13 protein-coding genes are annotated in these 15,174 nt (G+C 74.0%); 4 read left to right on the plus strand and 9 right to left on the minus strand.

The window, feature by feature from the left end:
- Positions 1-140 precede the first annotated feature (140 nt).
- From ACIBFB_RS22215 to ACIBFB_RS22230, 4 genes are read right to left on the minus strand one after another with little or no spacing between them, the layout of a single operon-like run.
- The gene (locus tag ACIBFB_RS22215; protein ID WP_397233079.1) at positions 141-2,573 is read right to left on the minus strand and encodes a xanthine dehydrogenase family protein molybdopterin-binding subunit; all 2,433 of its coding nucleotides are present in this window, start codon (positions 2,571-2,573) and stop codon (positions 141-143) included.
- Positions 2,574-3,929, minus strand: coding sequence for an 8-oxoguanine deaminase (locus ACIBFB_RS22220; protein ID WP_397233081.1), 1,356 nt, complete (start codon positions 3,927-3,929; stop codon positions 2,574-2,576). It abuts the gene before it with no gap.
- Positions 3,926-4,441, minus strand: a complete 516-nt coding sequence (locus ACIBFB_RS22225; protein ID WP_397233083.1) for a (2Fe-2S)-binding protein — start codon at positions 4,439-4,441, stop codon at positions 3,926-3,928. The genes ACIBFB_RS22220 and ACIBFB_RS22225 overlap by 4 nt, the downstream gene beginning before the upstream one ends.
- Entirely contained in the window at positions 4,432-5,301 is an 870-nt protein-coding gene (locus tag ACIBFB_RS22230) for an FAD binding domain-containing protein (protein WP_397233085.1), read from the minus strand. Before ACIBFB_RS22230 ends, ACIBFB_RS22225 begins: the two co-directional genes overlap by 10 nt.
- Positions 5,302-5,589: 288 nt before the next feature.
- On the opposite strand from ACIBFB_RS22230, the gene ACIBFB_RS22235 reads away from it, so the two are divergent.
- Positions 5,590-7,161 carry a PucR family transcriptional regulator gene (locus ACIBFB_RS22235; protein ID WP_397233087.1) on the plus strand — a complete coding sequence of 524 codons (1,572 nt, stop codon included), beginning with the start codon at positions 5,590-5,592 and terminating at the stop codon, positions 7,159-7,161.
- 47 nt (positions 7,162-7,208) lie between these two features.
- Positions 7,209-7,898 (plus strand): pentapeptide repeat-containing protein, encoded by a 690-nt coding sequence (locus tag ACIBFB_RS22240; RefSeq protein WP_397233089.1) that lies wholly within the window; start codon positions 7,209-7,211, stop codon positions 7,896-7,898.
- A 57-nt stretch (positions 7,899-7,955) separates the two neighbouring features.
- On the opposite strand, the gene ACIBFB_RS22245 is transcribed toward ACIBFB_RS22240, so the two are convergent.
- The 4 genes from ACIBFB_RS22245 to ACIBFB_RS22260 all read right to left on the minus strand — a co-directional run bounded on the left by ACIBFB_RS22245 (position 7,956) and on the right by ACIBFB_RS22260 (position 12,105).
- Positions 7,956-8,930: a helix-turn-helix domain-containing protein gene (locus ACIBFB_RS22245; RefSeq protein WP_397233091.1), complete on the minus strand. Its 975-nt coding sequence runs from the start codon at positions 8,928-8,930 to the stop codon at positions 7,956-7,958.
- Between the two features lie 32 nt (positions 8,931-8,962).
- On the minus strand, positions 8,963-9,943 hold the full coding sequence (locus ACIBFB_RS22250) for an alpha/beta hydrolase (RefSeq protein ID WP_397233093.1): 981 nt from the start codon (positions 9,941-9,943) through the stop codon (positions 8,963-8,965).
- A 108-nt stretch (positions 9,944-10,051) separates the two neighbouring features.
- The gene (locus ACIBFB_RS22255; protein WP_397233095.1) at positions 10,052-10,972 is read right to left on the minus strand and encodes an aminoglycoside phosphotransferase family protein; all 921 of its coding nucleotides are present in this window, start codon (positions 10,970-10,972) and stop codon (positions 10,052-10,054) included.
- 149 nt (positions 10,973-11,121) lie between these two features.
- Positions 11,122-12,105, minus strand: coding sequence for a LysR family transcriptional regulator (locus ACIBFB_RS22260; protein ID WP_397233097.1), 984 nt, complete (start codon positions 12,103-12,105; stop codon positions 11,122-11,124).
- Positions 12,106-12,145: 40 nt separating this feature from the next.
- Between ACIBFB_RS22260 and ACIBFB_RS22265 the strand changes: the two genes are divergently transcribed.
- Together ACIBFB_RS22265 and ACIBFB_RS22270 are read left to right on the plus strand one after the other, a co-directional pair.
- The gene (locus ACIBFB_RS22265; protein ID WP_397233099.1) at positions 12,146-12,958 is read left to right on the plus strand and encodes a serine hydrolase; all 813 of its coding nucleotides are present in this window, start codon (positions 12,146-12,148) and stop codon (positions 12,956-12,958) included.
- Positions 12,959-13,072: 114 nt separating this feature from the next.
- Positions 13,073-14,056, plus strand: coding sequence for an MBL fold metallo-hydrolase (locus tag ACIBFB_RS22270; protein WP_397233101.1), 984 nt, complete (start codon positions 13,073-13,075; stop codon positions 14,054-14,056).
- 5 nt (positions 14,057-14,061) lie between these two features.
- Here ACIBFB_RS22270 and ACIBFB_RS22275 read toward each other — a convergent pair whose 3' ends face one another.
- Positions 14,062-15,123 carry an endo-1,4-beta-xylanase gene (locus ACIBFB_RS22275; protein ID WP_397233103.1) on the minus strand — a complete coding sequence of 354 codons (1,062 nt, stop codon included), beginning with the start codon at positions 15,121-15,123 and terminating at the stop codon, positions 14,062-14,064.
- Between the last annotated feature and the right edge of the window lie 51 nt (positions 15,124-15,174).

The following is a 15,174-nucleotide window of genomic DNA, read 5'->3' on the forward strand; positions in this document are numbered from 1 at the left end:
GGGGGGGGGGGGGGGGGGGGGGGGGGGGGGGGGGGGGGGGGGGGGGGGGGGGGGGTTTTTGGGGGGGGGGGGGGGGGGGGGGGCCCGCGGGGCCCCCCCCCCCCCCGGCCCGGGCGGCGGGCCGGGGCCCGCCGCCCGCGTCAGAGATCGATTCCGACGATGTCCTCCGGACGCACCGGAGCGTGCGTGAGCGGACGTCCGGTCGCGTTCCGGACCGCGGCCACGATCGCCGGGGTCGAGGACAGGGTCGGCGGCTCACCCGCGCCGCGCAGCCCGTACGGGGCGCGGGGGTCGGGGTGCTCCAGGACGTCGATCCGCATCGGCGGGGTGTCCAGGATCGTCGGGATCAGGTAGTCCGTGAACGAGGGGTTCCGGATCACACTGTCCTTGACCTGGATCTCCTCCATCAGCGCCAGACCCAGCCCCTGGGTGGAGGCGCCCTGGATCTGACCGGCCAGCTGCTGCGGGTGCAGCACCTTGCCGACGTCCTGCACCGCGTCCAGGGCCACGACCTTCACCAGGCCGAGTTCCACGTCCACGTCCACCACGGCGCGGTGCACGCACATGCCGAACTGGGTGTGGGAGGAGCCCTGGCCCAGGACCGGGTCGATCATCTCGGTCGGACGGTGGTGGTGCTCCCGGGTCTCCTCGACGACCCTGCCGCCGCTCGCGGACTCGCCGAGCAGGTCGGCCAGCGACGCCAGCACGCCGTCGGTCGCCGAGACCAGCTTGCCGCCCACCAGGGACAGGTCCGCGCCGTGGCGGTCGACCGGGACCACACCGCGCTCGCGGGCGATCGCGAACACCGACTCGCGCACCGCCTCGCAGGCCATCTTCACCGCGCCACCGGTCATGTACGACTGGCGGGACGCGGAGGAGGAGCCCGCCGAACCCACCTGGGTGTCGGACGGGTTGATGACCACCTTCTCCACGCCCAGCTCGCTGCGCGCGATCTGGCCCTTGACGGTGACCAGACCCTGGCCGACCTCCGCGGCCGCCGTGTGCACGAGCACCACCGGCTCCCCGGCCACGATCTCCATCCGTACGCGCGCCGTGGAGTAGTCGTCGAAGCCCTCGGAGAAGCACAGGTTCTTCAGACCCACGCCGTAGCCCACACCGCGCACGACGCCCTCGCCGTGCGTGGTCCCGGCCACCCCGCCCGGCAGGGTGCGCAGGTCCGCCGGGTCGGGCAGCTCGGAGCGGTCGACGGGCATCGGCAGGTCACGGGCGCGCTGGAGCATCTCCGCCATCGGCAGCGGGCTGTGCATCTCCTGGCCCGTGATGATCCGGGAGCCCTGCGACATGGCGTTCTTGATGCGCAGATCCACCGGGTGCATGCCCAGCTTCTCCGCGAGCTTGTCCATCTGCGACTCGTAGCCGAAGCAGGCCTGGACCGCGCCGAAACCGCGCATCGCGCCGCACGGCGGGTTGGTGGTGTACACCCCGTAGGCGTCCACGAGCACGTTCGGCACCTCGTAGGGGCCGATGCCCAGCGAGGAGGCCACACCCACCACGGCGGGCGTCGCCGAGGCGTAGGCGCCGCCGTCCACGATGATCTCCAGCGTGGCGTACAGCAGCGTTCCGTCGGCCTTGGCGCCGTGCTCGAACCGCATCTTGGCCGGGTGCCGGTGCACGTGGCCGTAGAAGGACTCCTCGCGGTTGTACACGATCTTGACCGGCTTGCCGGTGTGCAGGGCGAGCATGGCGCCGTGGATCTGCATCGACAGGTCCTCGCGACCGCCGAAGGCGCCGCCGACCCCCGCCATGGTCATCCGCACCTTGTCCTCGGGCAGGCCGAGGCAGGGAACGATCTGCCAGAGGTCGTTGTGCAGCCACTGGGTGGCGACGTAGAGGTGGACGCCGCCGTCCTCCTCGGGCACGGCCAGGCCGGACTCGGGGCCCAGGAACGCCTGGTCCTGCATGCCGACCTCGTACTCGGTCTCCACGACCGCGTCGGCCTGGGCGCGCAGCGCCTCCAGGACGCCCCGCTCCCGGTCCCCGTTCCCCGCCGCGTCCCGGAACTCTCCGGTGCGGATGGGCTGGTAGCGGACCCGGTTGCCGGACTGGTGGTACTCCTCGTGGATCTTGAGGCTGCCCTCCTCGTGGACCAGCGGGTACTCCGGGTCGAGCGCGGCCCGGCGCGAGTCGCTGACCGGGGGCAGGACCTCGTAGTCGACCTTGATCCGCTCCAGGGCGCGGCGCGCGGTCTCCGGGTGGTCGGCGGCCACGAGGGCCACGGGCTCGCCCTTGTAGCGCACCTTGCCGTAGGCCAGCACCGGCTGGTCCTTGTACTCCAGGCCGTAGCGCTTGGCTCCGGGGACGTCCTCGTGCGTGAGCACGGCCTCCACCCCGGGGACCTTGAGCGCCTCGGTGATGTCGATGCCCAGGATCCTGGCGTGCGGGTGGGGGCTGCGCAGGGTCATCCCCCACAGCATGTCCTCCATCCACATGTCCGAGGAGTAGGCGAACTCCCCGGTCACCTTCAGGGTGCCGTCGGGGCGGCGCGGGCTGGTGCCCAACCCGTCCCTGGTGGTGCTGGACAGATTCGTGACCGTCGTGGTGGTCGTCGCCATCTAGAGGCTCGCCTCCTGAACCAGGGCGCGGTGTGCCGCGCGACCGCGCGCGGCCGCGGTGTCGGCGGACAGGGTGCGGAGCTGGCCGCGGTCGACGACGGTGTTCCCGCCGACGAGGAGCCGCTCCAGGGGAGGGGTGGGGCCGAAGATCGCCGCCACCACCGGGTCGTCGATCACGTCGTGGCCGAAGCCGTCCACCCGCCACAGGGCGATGTCGGCGACCTTGCCCACAGTGATCGAACCGAGTTCGGCGTCGCGGCCGAGGACACGGGCGCCGCCCAGGGTCGCCATCTCCAGCGACTGGCGGGCGCTCAGCGCCTGCGGGCCCTTGCGGGCGCGGGCCATGAGCAGCGCCTGGTGCATCTCGCCGGCCAGGCCGGTGAGCTCGCTGGAGGCCGGGCCGTCCACGCCCAGGCCCACCCGGGCCCCCGCCTCCAGCAGCTCGGTCACCCGGCAGATCCCCGCGCCCAGACGGGCGTTGGAGGTCGGGCAGTGCGCGATGCCGGTGCCGGTGGCGGCGATGCGGGCGATCGCGGCGTCGGACAGGTGCACCGCGTGGGCGAACCACACGTCCTCACCGAGCCAGCCGAGCTTCTCCGCGTACTCGACGGGGGTGCAGCCGAACTCGGCCTGGCACTTCTCCTCCTCGTCGAGGGTCTCGGCCAGGTGGGTGTGCAGCCGTACTCCCTTGGAGCGGGCCAGCTCGGCGGCGCCGACCATCAGCTCCCGGCTCACCGAGAACGGCGAGCACGGAGCCGCTGCCACGCGGGTCATCGACTCGGGCGAGGCGTCGTGGTGGGCGTCGATCGCCGCCGCGGTGCCCTCCAGGGCGCCGTCGGTGGTCTCCACGACGCTGTCCGGCGGCAGCCCGCCCGCGCTGTGTCCGCGGTCCATCGACCCGCGGGCCAGGTCCAGCCGGATGCCCACCTCGCGGGCGGCCTCCACCTCGGCGGCCACGATGTCGCCGCGGCCCGAGGGGTAGATGTAGTGGTGGTCCGAGGCGGTCGTGCACCCGGACAGCGCCAGGTGGGCCAGGCCGGCGGCCGTCGTTCCCGCCACCACCTCGGCGTCCAGCCGGTGCCAGATCTCGTAGGAACCCACCAGCCACTCGAAGAGCGTGCCGTCGGCGAACAGCCCCTGCGTGGCCCACTGGTACAGGTGGTTGTGCGTGTTGACCAGACCCGGAGTGGCCAGGCACCCGCGGCCGTCGATCCGCTCCGCGCCCGCGGCCTCGGGGGCCGGGCCCGCGCCGACCGCGCTGATCCGGCCGTCGGCGACCACGATGTGGCCGTCGGCGTACTCCGCGCCGTCCACCGTGACGACGTGGGCGCCCTCGATGACGATCGTGCGGCTCATGCGCTGCTCCCGGAGGCCGCCCGGCGCTCGGCGGCCAGGTGCACCGCGTCGATGATCTTCTCGTAGCCCGTGCAGCGGCACAGGTTGCCCGCGAGCGCCTCGCGGATCTCGGCGTCGTTCGGGGCGGGCTTGCCCGCGCCCACCGTGCGCTCCAGCAGGTCGTCGGTCTGCACCAGCAGACCCGGCGTGCAGAAACCGCACTGGACGGCGCCCGCCTCGACGAACGCGTCCTGGACCGTCCCGAGCTTCTTGTCCGAACCCTTGCCCGACTCCTCGGCCAGGCCCTCGACGGTCCGGATCCGGCGGCCCTCGGCCTGCCCGGCGGCGATCATGCACGAGCACGCCGTGACGCCGTCGAAGTAGACCGTGCAGGAACCGCACTCGCCCTGCTCACACGCGTTCTTGCTGCCCGGGAGGCCCAGCCGCTCGCGGAGCACGTACAGCAGGCTCTCGCCCGGCCAGACGTTCTCGGCGGTCATGTCCTCGCCGTTGACGTTGAGGTTCACGCGCATCGCGTGGCTCCCTTCCGGTATTCGGTGACCGACCAGCTCAGCGCGCGACGCGCCATGACCGCCATCGAATGCTTGCGGTAGTCGGCGCTGCCCCGCTGGTCGTCGATGGGGCGGGCGGCCGAGGCGACGAGCTCGCCGAAGCGGCGCACGGTGGCCTCCGACGGAACCGACGCGTTCTCCCAGTCGAACTCGGCGGCCAGGAACTCCTCCGCCGCCTCGGAGCGCATCGGGGTCGGCCCGACCGAGCCCAGGCCCGTGCCCACCGTCCGGTTCTCCGCGTCCAGGGACAGGGAGAAGCCCGCGACCGAGATCACCATCGCGTTGCGGGTGCCGATCTTGAGGAACTGCTGCGGGCCCTTGGGCTCGGGCAGCAGGACCGCGGTGATCAGCTCGTCGGACCGCAGGGCGGTCGTACGGAACGACAGGTAGAAGTCGCGTGCGGCGACCGTGCGGCGGCCGCGCACCGACGCGAGTTCGATCACCGCGTCGGTGGCGAGCAGCGGCGGGTGGGTGTCACCGGCGGGGGAGGCGCCCCCGAGGTTGCCGCCGACCGTGCCCCGGTTGCGGATCTGCGGGGAGGCGACCGTCCGGGAGGCCTTGGCCAGGCCCGGGGCCTGCTTCTGCAGGTTCTCGATGATCCGGGTGTAGGGCACGCCCGCGCCGAGGCGGGTGTACTCGCCGTCCGGGCCCCACTCGGCCAGCTCGGGGATCCGGGCCAGGTCGATCAGGACGTCGGGACGGTGCTTGTCGAAGTTGAGTTCCACCATGACGTCGGTGCCGCCCATGATGGGCACCCCGTCAGGATGGGCGCTCTTGGCCTCGAGCGCCTCCTCCACAGTGGAGGGACTCAGGAATTCCATACTTGTCCTCGTTGCTCGCCACGGAGTTGGTTGGACGTCGGAAGGTGTGCACAACTCCTGGGTAATCCGGTAGTGATGTGAAGTACACCACCGACGCGACGCGGCCTACTAGCACGTAAAGACATGAACCGTCAGTGAAACGGGCCACTATCGTTGGGATCTTCCTACAAGTAACGTCTGCGCGAACACTTCACATCCCCCCGGTGACCGCCAGACGGTGCCACTGAGCAGGAAGATCACGTACCGTCCACTGGGACCAGCCGCCCCACAAGCAACAGAGGATCGTTCATGCAGATCAGTGAGCTGCTCGCCGTCAAGAGACTGCACCTGCGGTTCCTGACCGGAGCCGAGCACGCCCACCGCACCGTGCGGTGGTTCTACACCACCGATCTGCTCGAACCGGCCCGGTACCTGCGCGGTGGAGAGTTCATACTCACCGGCATGATGTGGCGTACCCGCCCAGAGGACTCCGAGACATTCGTGTCCTCGATCGCCAGCGCCGGGGCGGTCGCCCTCGGCGCGGGCACGGCCCTGAGCGACATCCCGCCCGACCTGGTCGAGGCCTGCCGCGCCCACGACATCCCCCTCGTCGAGGTGCCCTCCGAGACGTCCTTCGGCGCGGTCACCGAGGAGGTCCTGCGGGCCCTGACCCAGCACCGGTTCACCACCATCTCCGAGACCCGCGACCGGCACCGCCGCGTCATGGCCGAGGTGGCCGCCGGAGCCGACTTCGCCGAGGCCTTCGCCGGGGCCGCCACCCAGGCCGGGATCACCGCCTGGGTCATCTCCTCCACCGGGCGCCGCGTCGCCTCCTCCGGCACGCCGCTGTCGCCGGACGCCAGTGAGTGGCTCGCCGCCAAGGCGCTCACCTGGCCGACCTTTCCCCGCACCGTGCGCCTGCCGAGCGGCGACGGCACCGTGGTCACCGTCCTGCCGGTGCAGACCAAGGAGTCCCACCCCCTGGCCACCTGGCTGCTCGTGTGCGCGGGCGACCAGGCCGCCTGGACCGAGGAGGAGCACGAGTCGGTCGCCGAACTGGTCTCCGTCGCCGTCCTGGCGCGCAGCCGGACCGAGGAGCGCGCCCTGACCGACGCCCGCCACCTGGAGGGCCTGCCCCGGCTCCTGGCCGCCCAGCGCTTCGACGAGGCCGCCGCCCTCATGAGCGGACTCGGTCCCGAGGAGGACTTCTCCGTGCTCGGCCGCGTCGTGGTCAGGGCCGTCATGATGCCCGAACCCCGCATCCCCGACCTGACCAGGCGCGTGCTGACCGAACTCGTCGCCGACTGGCCCGGCGCCGTCGTCACCGGCGACACCGACTCCCTGGCCGTGGTCCCGGTGCCCGAGGGGGGCGACGCCCGCCGCGGCGGCGAGGAGATCCGCGCCGGCCTCGTGCGCAGGGCCCGCGTCCTGGAGGGCGGGCTGCTGGACTACCGCATCGCGATCGGCCTCAGCTCGGCCGCCCACGGCGTGTCCGAGCTGCGCGGCGGGGCCGTGGAGGCCCGCCACGCCCGACGCCTGGCCGAGCTGCGCGGCGGACGGTCCAGGGTGATCGCGGGCGCGGAGATCGACTCCCACGAACTGCTGCTCGCCTCGGTCCCCGAGGAGGTGCAGTCCTCCTACCGCGAACGCCTGCTGGGCCCGCTGCTCGCCTACGACCGCGACCACCGCTCCGAGCTCGTCTCCACCCTGGAACAGTTCCTGGAGCACTCCGGCTCCTGGCAGCGCTGCGCGGCGGCCATGCACGTGCACGTCAACACCCTGCGCTACCGGATCGGCCGCGTCGAGGAACTCACCGGACGCGATCTGAGCAGCCTGGAGCACCGCGTCGACCTGTTCCTGGCGCTCAAACTGCGCGACTGAGCGCGTCGGGTCGGGTTCTGTCACCGTGCACCGCTAGGGTCCGCGCGATGAGTACCGAACCCGCACGCACCACGATCGCCGACGCCGACCTGTCCGGCGTCGACCGCGACGGCCTCCCCGACGCGTGGACGTTCGTCCGCTGCGACCTCACCGAGGCGGACCTGCGCGACGCCGACCTCGTCGACGCCGTGTTCACCGACTGCCGGCTCGACGGCGCCCGGCTCGACCGCGCGCTCCTGGACGGAGCCCGCTTCGAGGGAGGCAGCGCCGCGGGGGCCTCGTTCGCGCACGTGGACGGCCCCGACACCCGCTTCGGGAAGGTGGACCTGGCCAACACCCGCTGGCAGGGCGCACTGCTCACCGACGCGGAGTTCACCGGGTGCCGGCTGACCGGCGCCGCGCTCACCTCCCTGCGCGGCGTCGGGTACGCCTTCGCGCACTGCAACCTCATGCTCGCCCGCTGCAAGGGCGTCGACCTGCGCGGCCGGACCCTGGAGGGGCTGCGACTGGACGAGGCCGACCTGACCGGCGCCGACCTGCGCCAGACGGTGTGGGTCGAGTCCCGGCTGCGCGGCGCCCACCTGGCCGGCGCACGGTTCGCCGGGGCCGACCTGCGCGGAGCGGACCTGGGGGAGCTCACCCTGGACCAGGCCGGAAACCTGCGCGGGGCCGCTGTCGGCCCGGCGCAGGCCGGGTCGATCCTGGCCGCCCTGGGCATCACCGTCGTCGCGGACTGAGGCGAGGTGAGCGCGTGCCCTGGAGGAAACTCCGACGGGCCGCCTCCGGACGGGTCCTCAGGCGTTGCGGTGCAGCCGCCGCAACGCCAACACGACCTGCAGACGCAGCCTCCCCGGTACGTCGCGCACCGACCAGCCGAGGATCCGTTCGGCCCGCCCCACGCCCTCCTGGAGCGTGGAGTGGTGCACCCCCAAGGCGGTCGCGGCCGCCCGCAGACTGGGCGCGCCCGCGAGCGCGTCCAGCTCCTCCAGCAACGCGACGCCCTCCCGCCCCACCCGTTCCAGGGCGACCACGTCGGGCACGGGCTTCCAGTCCCGGCCGACGGCGTCCGCGAGCAGCAGGAGGCCGCCCAACTCCTCGGCGCGGACCACCCGCGGCCCGGGATCGGCCCCCGTGCCCTCGGCGGTGAACCGCACCGCCCGCACCGCGTCCTCCCACGACTCCGGCAGATCCGCCGGGACCACGGTCGGGCCGATTCCCGCGCGATCGGGCCCGTCCGCGGACGCCTCCGACGCCACGACCCGCGCCGCGCCGCCGTGCACGGCCACCGCTCGCACCCGGGCACGGGCGTCGAACCCCAACCGCCGTGCCGCGCGCAGTCGCACCGGCTCGGCCACCCGCGGGTCGACCGCCGTCCGCGCGAGCGGCTCCCGGCCCTGCCCCACGGGCGAGGACAGCTCCAGGCGGGTGCGCAGGGCGGCCGACGCCCGCTCCAGGACCATCGCCTCGACCGGGCCCGGCGCACCGGAGCGCTCGATCCACAGCGTCGCGCCCCCCGAGCCGACACGGAGCGAGCACCAGGACGGATCGGGACCGGACGCCGTCCACTCCACGGCGCCGTCGGGCGCCACACGCAGCGCCACCCCGCGCGACCGGTCCACGAACCCGGCGGGCGCACCGGTCAGCACGGCCGCGCCGCGCACGATCGCCTCCACGCCCGCGCCCGCCAGGGCGTCGAAGTAGGAGATCACCCTGACGGCCTCACCGGCCTCGGGGTCCAGCGCCGTGACCCTGCCCACCAGCTCTCTCATACACCCATTCTGCGGGACCGGCCGCCCACGGATCAGGCGCCCATGGTCCGGCGCAGCCACGGCAGCCGCTGCGCCGCGGCGGACCGGCTGATCGCCGCCTGCGGCGCGAACGTGTCGAAGCCGTGGAAGGCGCCCGGCCACACGTGCAGCTCCGCCACCCCACCCGCCTTCCAGATCCGGGAGGCGTACTCCACGACCTCGTCGCGGAACGTCTCGGCCGAGCCCACGTCCAGGAAGGCCGGGGGCAGTCCCGACAGGTCCTCGGCACGGGCCGGAGCCGCGTGGAACGACACGTCCGGCCCGCCCGCGGCGTCGCCGAGCAGCGCGCCCCACCCCGTCGCGTTGGAGACCCGGTCCCAGACGCCCACGCCGACCATCTGGTGGGCGGAGACCGAGTCGTTGCGGTCGTCCAGCATCGGGTAGAGCAGGAGCTGACCGATCAGGCGCGGCCCGCCGCGGTCGCGCGCCAGCAGCGCGGTGGCGGCCGCCAGGCCGCCGCCCGCGCTGGCCCCGCCGACCACCACGCGCTCGGGGTCGATCCCCAGCTTCTCCGCGTTCTCGACCACCCACACCAGACCGGCGTAGCAGTCCTCCACGGGCGCGGGGTGCGGGTTCTCCGGAGCCAGACGGTAGTCCACCGACACCAGGGCCGCCCCCAGCTCGCGGGCCGCTTCCAGCAGACCGGAGATCTCCCGGCCCCGATGGGTGCCCAGCATCATCCCGCCGCCGTGGATCCAGTACAGGACACCGGTGGGGGAGGGCGATCCGGTGGGCCGCCACACGATCAGGGGCACGGCCGGAGCCCCCTCGGGCCCGGGCGCCTCATGGGCCTCCTCGCTGAAGGCCCCCTCCAGGGTCAGGTCGTCGGGAACGGAGGCGGCCGCCTCCTGGGCCGCCGCCTCCTTCAGCACGGGGACCATCTCGGGAGTGATGGTGGCGGGGACGTTCTCGTTGACCACCGTCAGGGCGGCGCCCAGCTCGGGGTCGAAGGGCGGACGGGCAGGGGACGTCATGGGGACCTCCGAACGTCGGTGCGCATGGTGTGCCGCCATTGTGTGCCGCCGGACCCGGTGGGGACAGCGCCGTGTGGCGGGGTACCGCCGCCACACGGCGGGTCACCGCTACCGGCGCAGGGCGTCGGCGATCACGACCGGAACCTCCGGCAGCCCCTCCTCACCGTCCTCCGCCCACCAGACGCACTCCTGGAGCACCCGCACCAGGGTCCACCTCCGGGCGCGGGCGCGGTCCAGGCCCGCCGCGTCGGTCAGCAGGTCGAACCGGCGGCGCGTGGCGCGGCGGACGTCACCGGAGGCCACCGCCTCCTCCCACCGGTCGTGCAGGGCGGGCATCAGTTCGAACCCCGGATCGCCCGCCAGGGGCTCGGGGTCGATCGCCAGCCACGCCCCCCGGTCCGATCCGGGCCTGGGCGCCAGCACGTTCTCGTAGTGCAGGTCCCAGTGCAGGAGCCGGTCGCCCGGCTCGGTCGCCGCCTCCCGCGCCCGAGCGGCCAGATCGGCCAGCAGCGCGCGATCGCCGCCCGAACGGGCGGACGCCAGCCGGTCCGCGCGCTCCGCCAGGTCCAGGGTCACCGGACCCAGGCCGGGCAGACCCGCCGGGGCGGGGTGGGCGTTCAACCGCGACAGCAGCGTCCCGATGACGGTCAGCGCCTCGGTGAGCTCCACCCCCAGCAGCGACCGCGAGGGGTCGAGGGCCTCCAGCAGCATCGCCCCGGTGCACGGATCGTGGTCGAGCAGCCGGACGGCGCCGTCACCGTCCCAGGCGCGCAGCGCGACCGGCTCGCCGCCGGTCTCCTCGTCCACCGGCTGCACCTTGAGCACGGCCGGAGAGCCGTCGGCGCGCCGGACGGGCAGGGCGAGCCCCACCATGCCGTGCATGGCCGCGCCGTCGGGGCGCAGCCCCCACCGGTCGCACTGGCGTGCGGTCACCCCCGGCAGGGCGGCCGTCCACTCCGGCCCGAAGTTGCGGGTGACGCTCTCGGCGAGCGCCGCGGGCACGGCGACGGGCGGTGTGGTCTCGTTCATGTCGGTCGTCTCCTTCGTCGTGGATGGGGTTCCTGGACGAAGGAGCGCGGCGGGGCACGTGCCTAGGGCATACCGAACACCTCGGGATCGTCGACGCGGTCTCCCGCCGATCCTACGCGGCGCCACCGCGGTTCGCCCGGGCCTCCGGCTCAACCGGGCTGGGGGATCGCGCCGCCTCCGTAGACCAGCGACCACGGACGCCCGTCCGTCCCGCCGCCGAGGGGCGCCACCGGATCGGCGCCACCGGCGGGCTCGGCCAGAACCCGCGCGGCCACCCGCGCGAACACCGACGCCGCCGGGTGCGCGCCCCGCTCGGGCCGCACCGCCTCCGTGCGCTGGTGCAACGGCGCCCCCGCCAGGGGACGCCACGCCAGCCGCGGCTCCCGCGCGGCCAGGGCCTCCGCCGCCAGCGCCACACCCCGGCCCGCCAGCACCAGCCCCGACAGGAACTCCGTGCCCTCGGCCTCGTGCACCCTCGGCGGCACCCACCCGTGCTCTCGGCACACCGCCAGGACCCGCTCGAACCACTCCGGGGCCTCGGCACGGGAGGCCACCACCAGATCCGATCCCGCCAGGTCCGCCAGCTCCAACCGACCCGCGCGCGCCAGCGGAGCGCCGCGCGGCACCGCCGCGCCCACCTCCACCCGGCGCACCGGCTCGCTCACCAGCCCCGACCCGTCGAAGGGGGCCGTCACCAAGCCCGTGTCCACCGACCCCTCACCCAGCGCCCGCACCACCTCGGCGCCGGTCATCGCGCCCACGTCCACGGTCACGTCGGGCACCTCCCCGGCCATCCCGTCCAACAGCCCCCGCAACGCCACCGCAGACGTCCCCGGCGGCACGCCCACCCGCAGCGTCGCCACCCCGCCGTCGCGCACCCGCCGCATCGTCTCCCGCAGCCGCGCCTCCCCGGCGACCACCTCACGCGCCTGGTCGACCAGCAACCGCCCCGCGGGGGTCAACCGCACACGGCGGCGCGACCGGTCGAACAGGGTGACCCCCAGCTCCGCCTCCAACCGCCGTACCGACTGGCTGAGGGCGGGCTGGGCGATCCCCAGCTCCACGGCCGCGTCCCCGAAATGCCCCTCCCGCGCGACCACCAGGAAGTACCGCAGATGACGTCCCAGATCCACGGAGGCGACCCTACCGGCGTCGCACGACTACCGTGAGCCGGTGAGCACCACCGACACACCCGCACCCCGCGTGCACGCCCGGGAGATCGACGGAGCCGCCGAGACGGCCCACCGCGCCGACGAGCCCGTCGTCCTCGCCTCGGTCGCCAAGATCCTCATCGTCCTGGAGTTCGCCCGCCAGGCCGCGACCGGCCGCCTCGACCCCGCCGAACGCGTCGTCGCACGCCGCGAACACCGCCTCGGCGGCACCGGCACAGCGGACTTCGCCGACGACGTCGAGCTCTCCCTGCGCGACTGCGCGTCCCTGGCCATGACCGTCAGCGACAACACCGCCGCCGACCTCATCGTCGACCGCGTCGGCGTCGAACCCGTCCAGCTGCTGGCCACCGAGCTCGGGCTCACCCGCACCCGCTTCACCGGCGGACCCCGCAGCCTTCTGCACACCCTCCTGGCCGACGACCCCGAGTCCCTCCACACCCCGCGCGACTACGACCCCGCCCGCGCCACCTCCGCCACCCCGCGCGACCTCACCCGCCTGCTGAGCCTGATCTGGACCGACCGGGCCGCCCCGCCCGACGCCTGCGCCTTCGTCCGCGCCCTCATGGCCCGCCAGCTCGTCCGCGCCCGCATCGCCTCGGGCTTCCCGCCCGCCGTCCGCGTCAGCGCCAAGTCCGGCACCCTCCCCGGCCTGCGCCAGGAGGCGGGCGTGGTCGAGTACCCCGACGGGCGGCGCTACGCGGTGGCCGTGTCCGCCACCGTCACCGACCCCGGTCTCCCACCCCTGGAGATCGACCTCGCACTCGGCCGCGCCGCGCGCCAGGCGGTCGACCGCCTCCGTGACCACCCCGTCTGACCTGTGCCGATAAGCGAACGGCTGGCACCGTGCGGGCGCCGGTTATTGGACGCCCCCGCGCGGGCCGTGGTCGACTGTGCGCCGCCGAACGACCACCACGGACGAGGAGACGGCATGACCATCGCACGACGGGGATTCCTGCGCGGCACCGTCGCGGGCACCGCCCTCACATCCCTGCTCGCCGCCCAGGGCTCCGCCCACGCGGCCGCCACGACCGCGGCGCCCGCCCGCCCCGCGTCGGGCTCCGGCCGGGGGCCGACCCTGCGCTGGCTGGGCACCAGCGGGTGGCGCGTCGACCTGCCCGAGCGCACCATCCTGGTCGACCCCTACCTCACCCGGTTCCCGACCGGCCTGTTCCAGGAGGGGCGCGAGTTCGACTCCGCCACCCCGCTCACGGTCGACGCCGCCACGGTGGACGAGCACACCGCCGGCATCGGCGAGGACGATGTCATCCTGGTCACCCACACCCACTGGGACCACTTCTCCGACGTACCGCACATCGCCACCGCCACCGGCGCCCGCGTCCTGGGCACCCTCACCACCTACCACGTCGCCCAGGCGATGGGCGTGCCCGCCGCACAGCTGTCCCCGGTCCGCGGCGGGGAGGTGCTGGACTTCGGCGGCGACGTCGTCGAGGTGGTCCGCTCCCTGCACAGCCGCAACGGCCGCTACTCCGTCCTCTTCCCCGGCATCCGCGTCGGCGTCCCGGAGGCCCCGGCCACCATCGCCGACCTGCCCGAGGGCGACACGCTGGCCTTCCAACTCAACCCCGCCTCGGGACCCTCGGTCTTCTTCATGGGCGCCAGCGACTTCGACGCCCGGGCGGTCTCCGGCCTGTCCCCGGACGTGGCCATGGTCGCCATGCCCTCGACCTCCAGCACCCACGAGTACGTGCCCCGTCTGCTGGAGGCCCTGGACCTGCCCCGCACGGTGGTGCCGATCCACTGGGACGACTTCGAGCGCGAGCTGACCAACCCGCCCGTCGACGGCACGGGGTCGGGCATGAGCGTCGCGGACTTCTCCGACCTGGTGCGCCGCGTCTCACCCCGATCCCGCGTCGTCGTGCCCGAGTACCTCGTCCCGTACACCTTCGGCTAGGGGTCTCAGGAGGCGACGGGCGCGGGACGGCGGGCCAGCGCCTCGACGATCCCCTCCAGCGCGGGCTTGGGCCGGTAGTCCTCGCCGAAGGGGGTCGCCGCCGTGTACCCGGGGAACCACTCGGGGATCCACGAGTGGCCGTCGGTGACCCCCCACACCGTCACCCCCACGCACCCGGCCACGTCCAGGCAGGCCTCGACCACGCGGCGGTACTCCGCGGCCTGGTCGGCCAGCTCCGCGTCGGTGGCCGGCTCGGGCACGCGCACGTCCAGCTCGGTGACGGCCACCTCCAGACCCAGGCCGGTGAACCGCCGCATGGTCCCGGCCAGGTCCTCGGGCACCTGGCCGTGCACGAAGTGGCTCTGGAATCCGATCCCGTGCAGCGGCACCCCCCGCTCCACCAGGTCCTCGGCCAGCGCGTACAGCGCGTCGGCCTTGGCGCCGCCGTCCTCGATCCCGAACTCGTTGATGTACAGCCGCGCCCCGGGGTCCGCCTCGTGCGCGGCCCACAGCGCCTCGGCGATGTAGTCCTGTCCCAGGACCCCGTACCAGAGGTTCTCCCGCAGCTGCGCACCCTCGTCCGCGAACGGCTCGTTGACCACGTCCCAGGCCGTGATCCGCCCCTCGTACCGCCCCACCAGCTCCCCGACGTGCTCGCGCATGATCTGCCGCAGCTCCTGCGGCCCGAACGACCCCCCCGCCAGCCACGCGGGCTGCTGGTTGTGCCACAGCAGCGTGTGGCCCCGCACGTCGAGGCCGTTGCGCTCGGCGAAGTCCATCACCGTGTCCGGACCGCTCCAGTCGAACTCGCCCCGTTCGGGCTGCACGGAGTCCCACTTCATCGTGTTCTCCGCGGTCACCGACGTGTAGTTGGCGGTGACCACGTCCCGGTAGCCGCCGTCCCACAGCAGCGGCTCGACCGCCACGGCCACGCCCAGGTCCACACCGTGCTCCGCCGCCAGGGCCGGGACCTCGCCCTGAGGCGCCTCGTCCTCGGGCAGAGCCACGGCCAGGGCCGCCGCCACCACCAGCACCGCCGAGCAGCCCGCGACCGCGGCCAGCGCCACCGCGCCTCCCCGTGAGCCGAACCGCCGCCGGACGGCCCCGCCCCCCGTGCC

The sequence above is a fragment of the Nocardiopsis sp. NPDC050513 genome (genome assembly GCF_044457925.1).
In the GTDB taxonomy this organism is placed as follows: Bacteria; Actinomycetota; Actinomycetes; order Streptosporangiales; family Streptosporangiaceae; genus Nocardiopsis.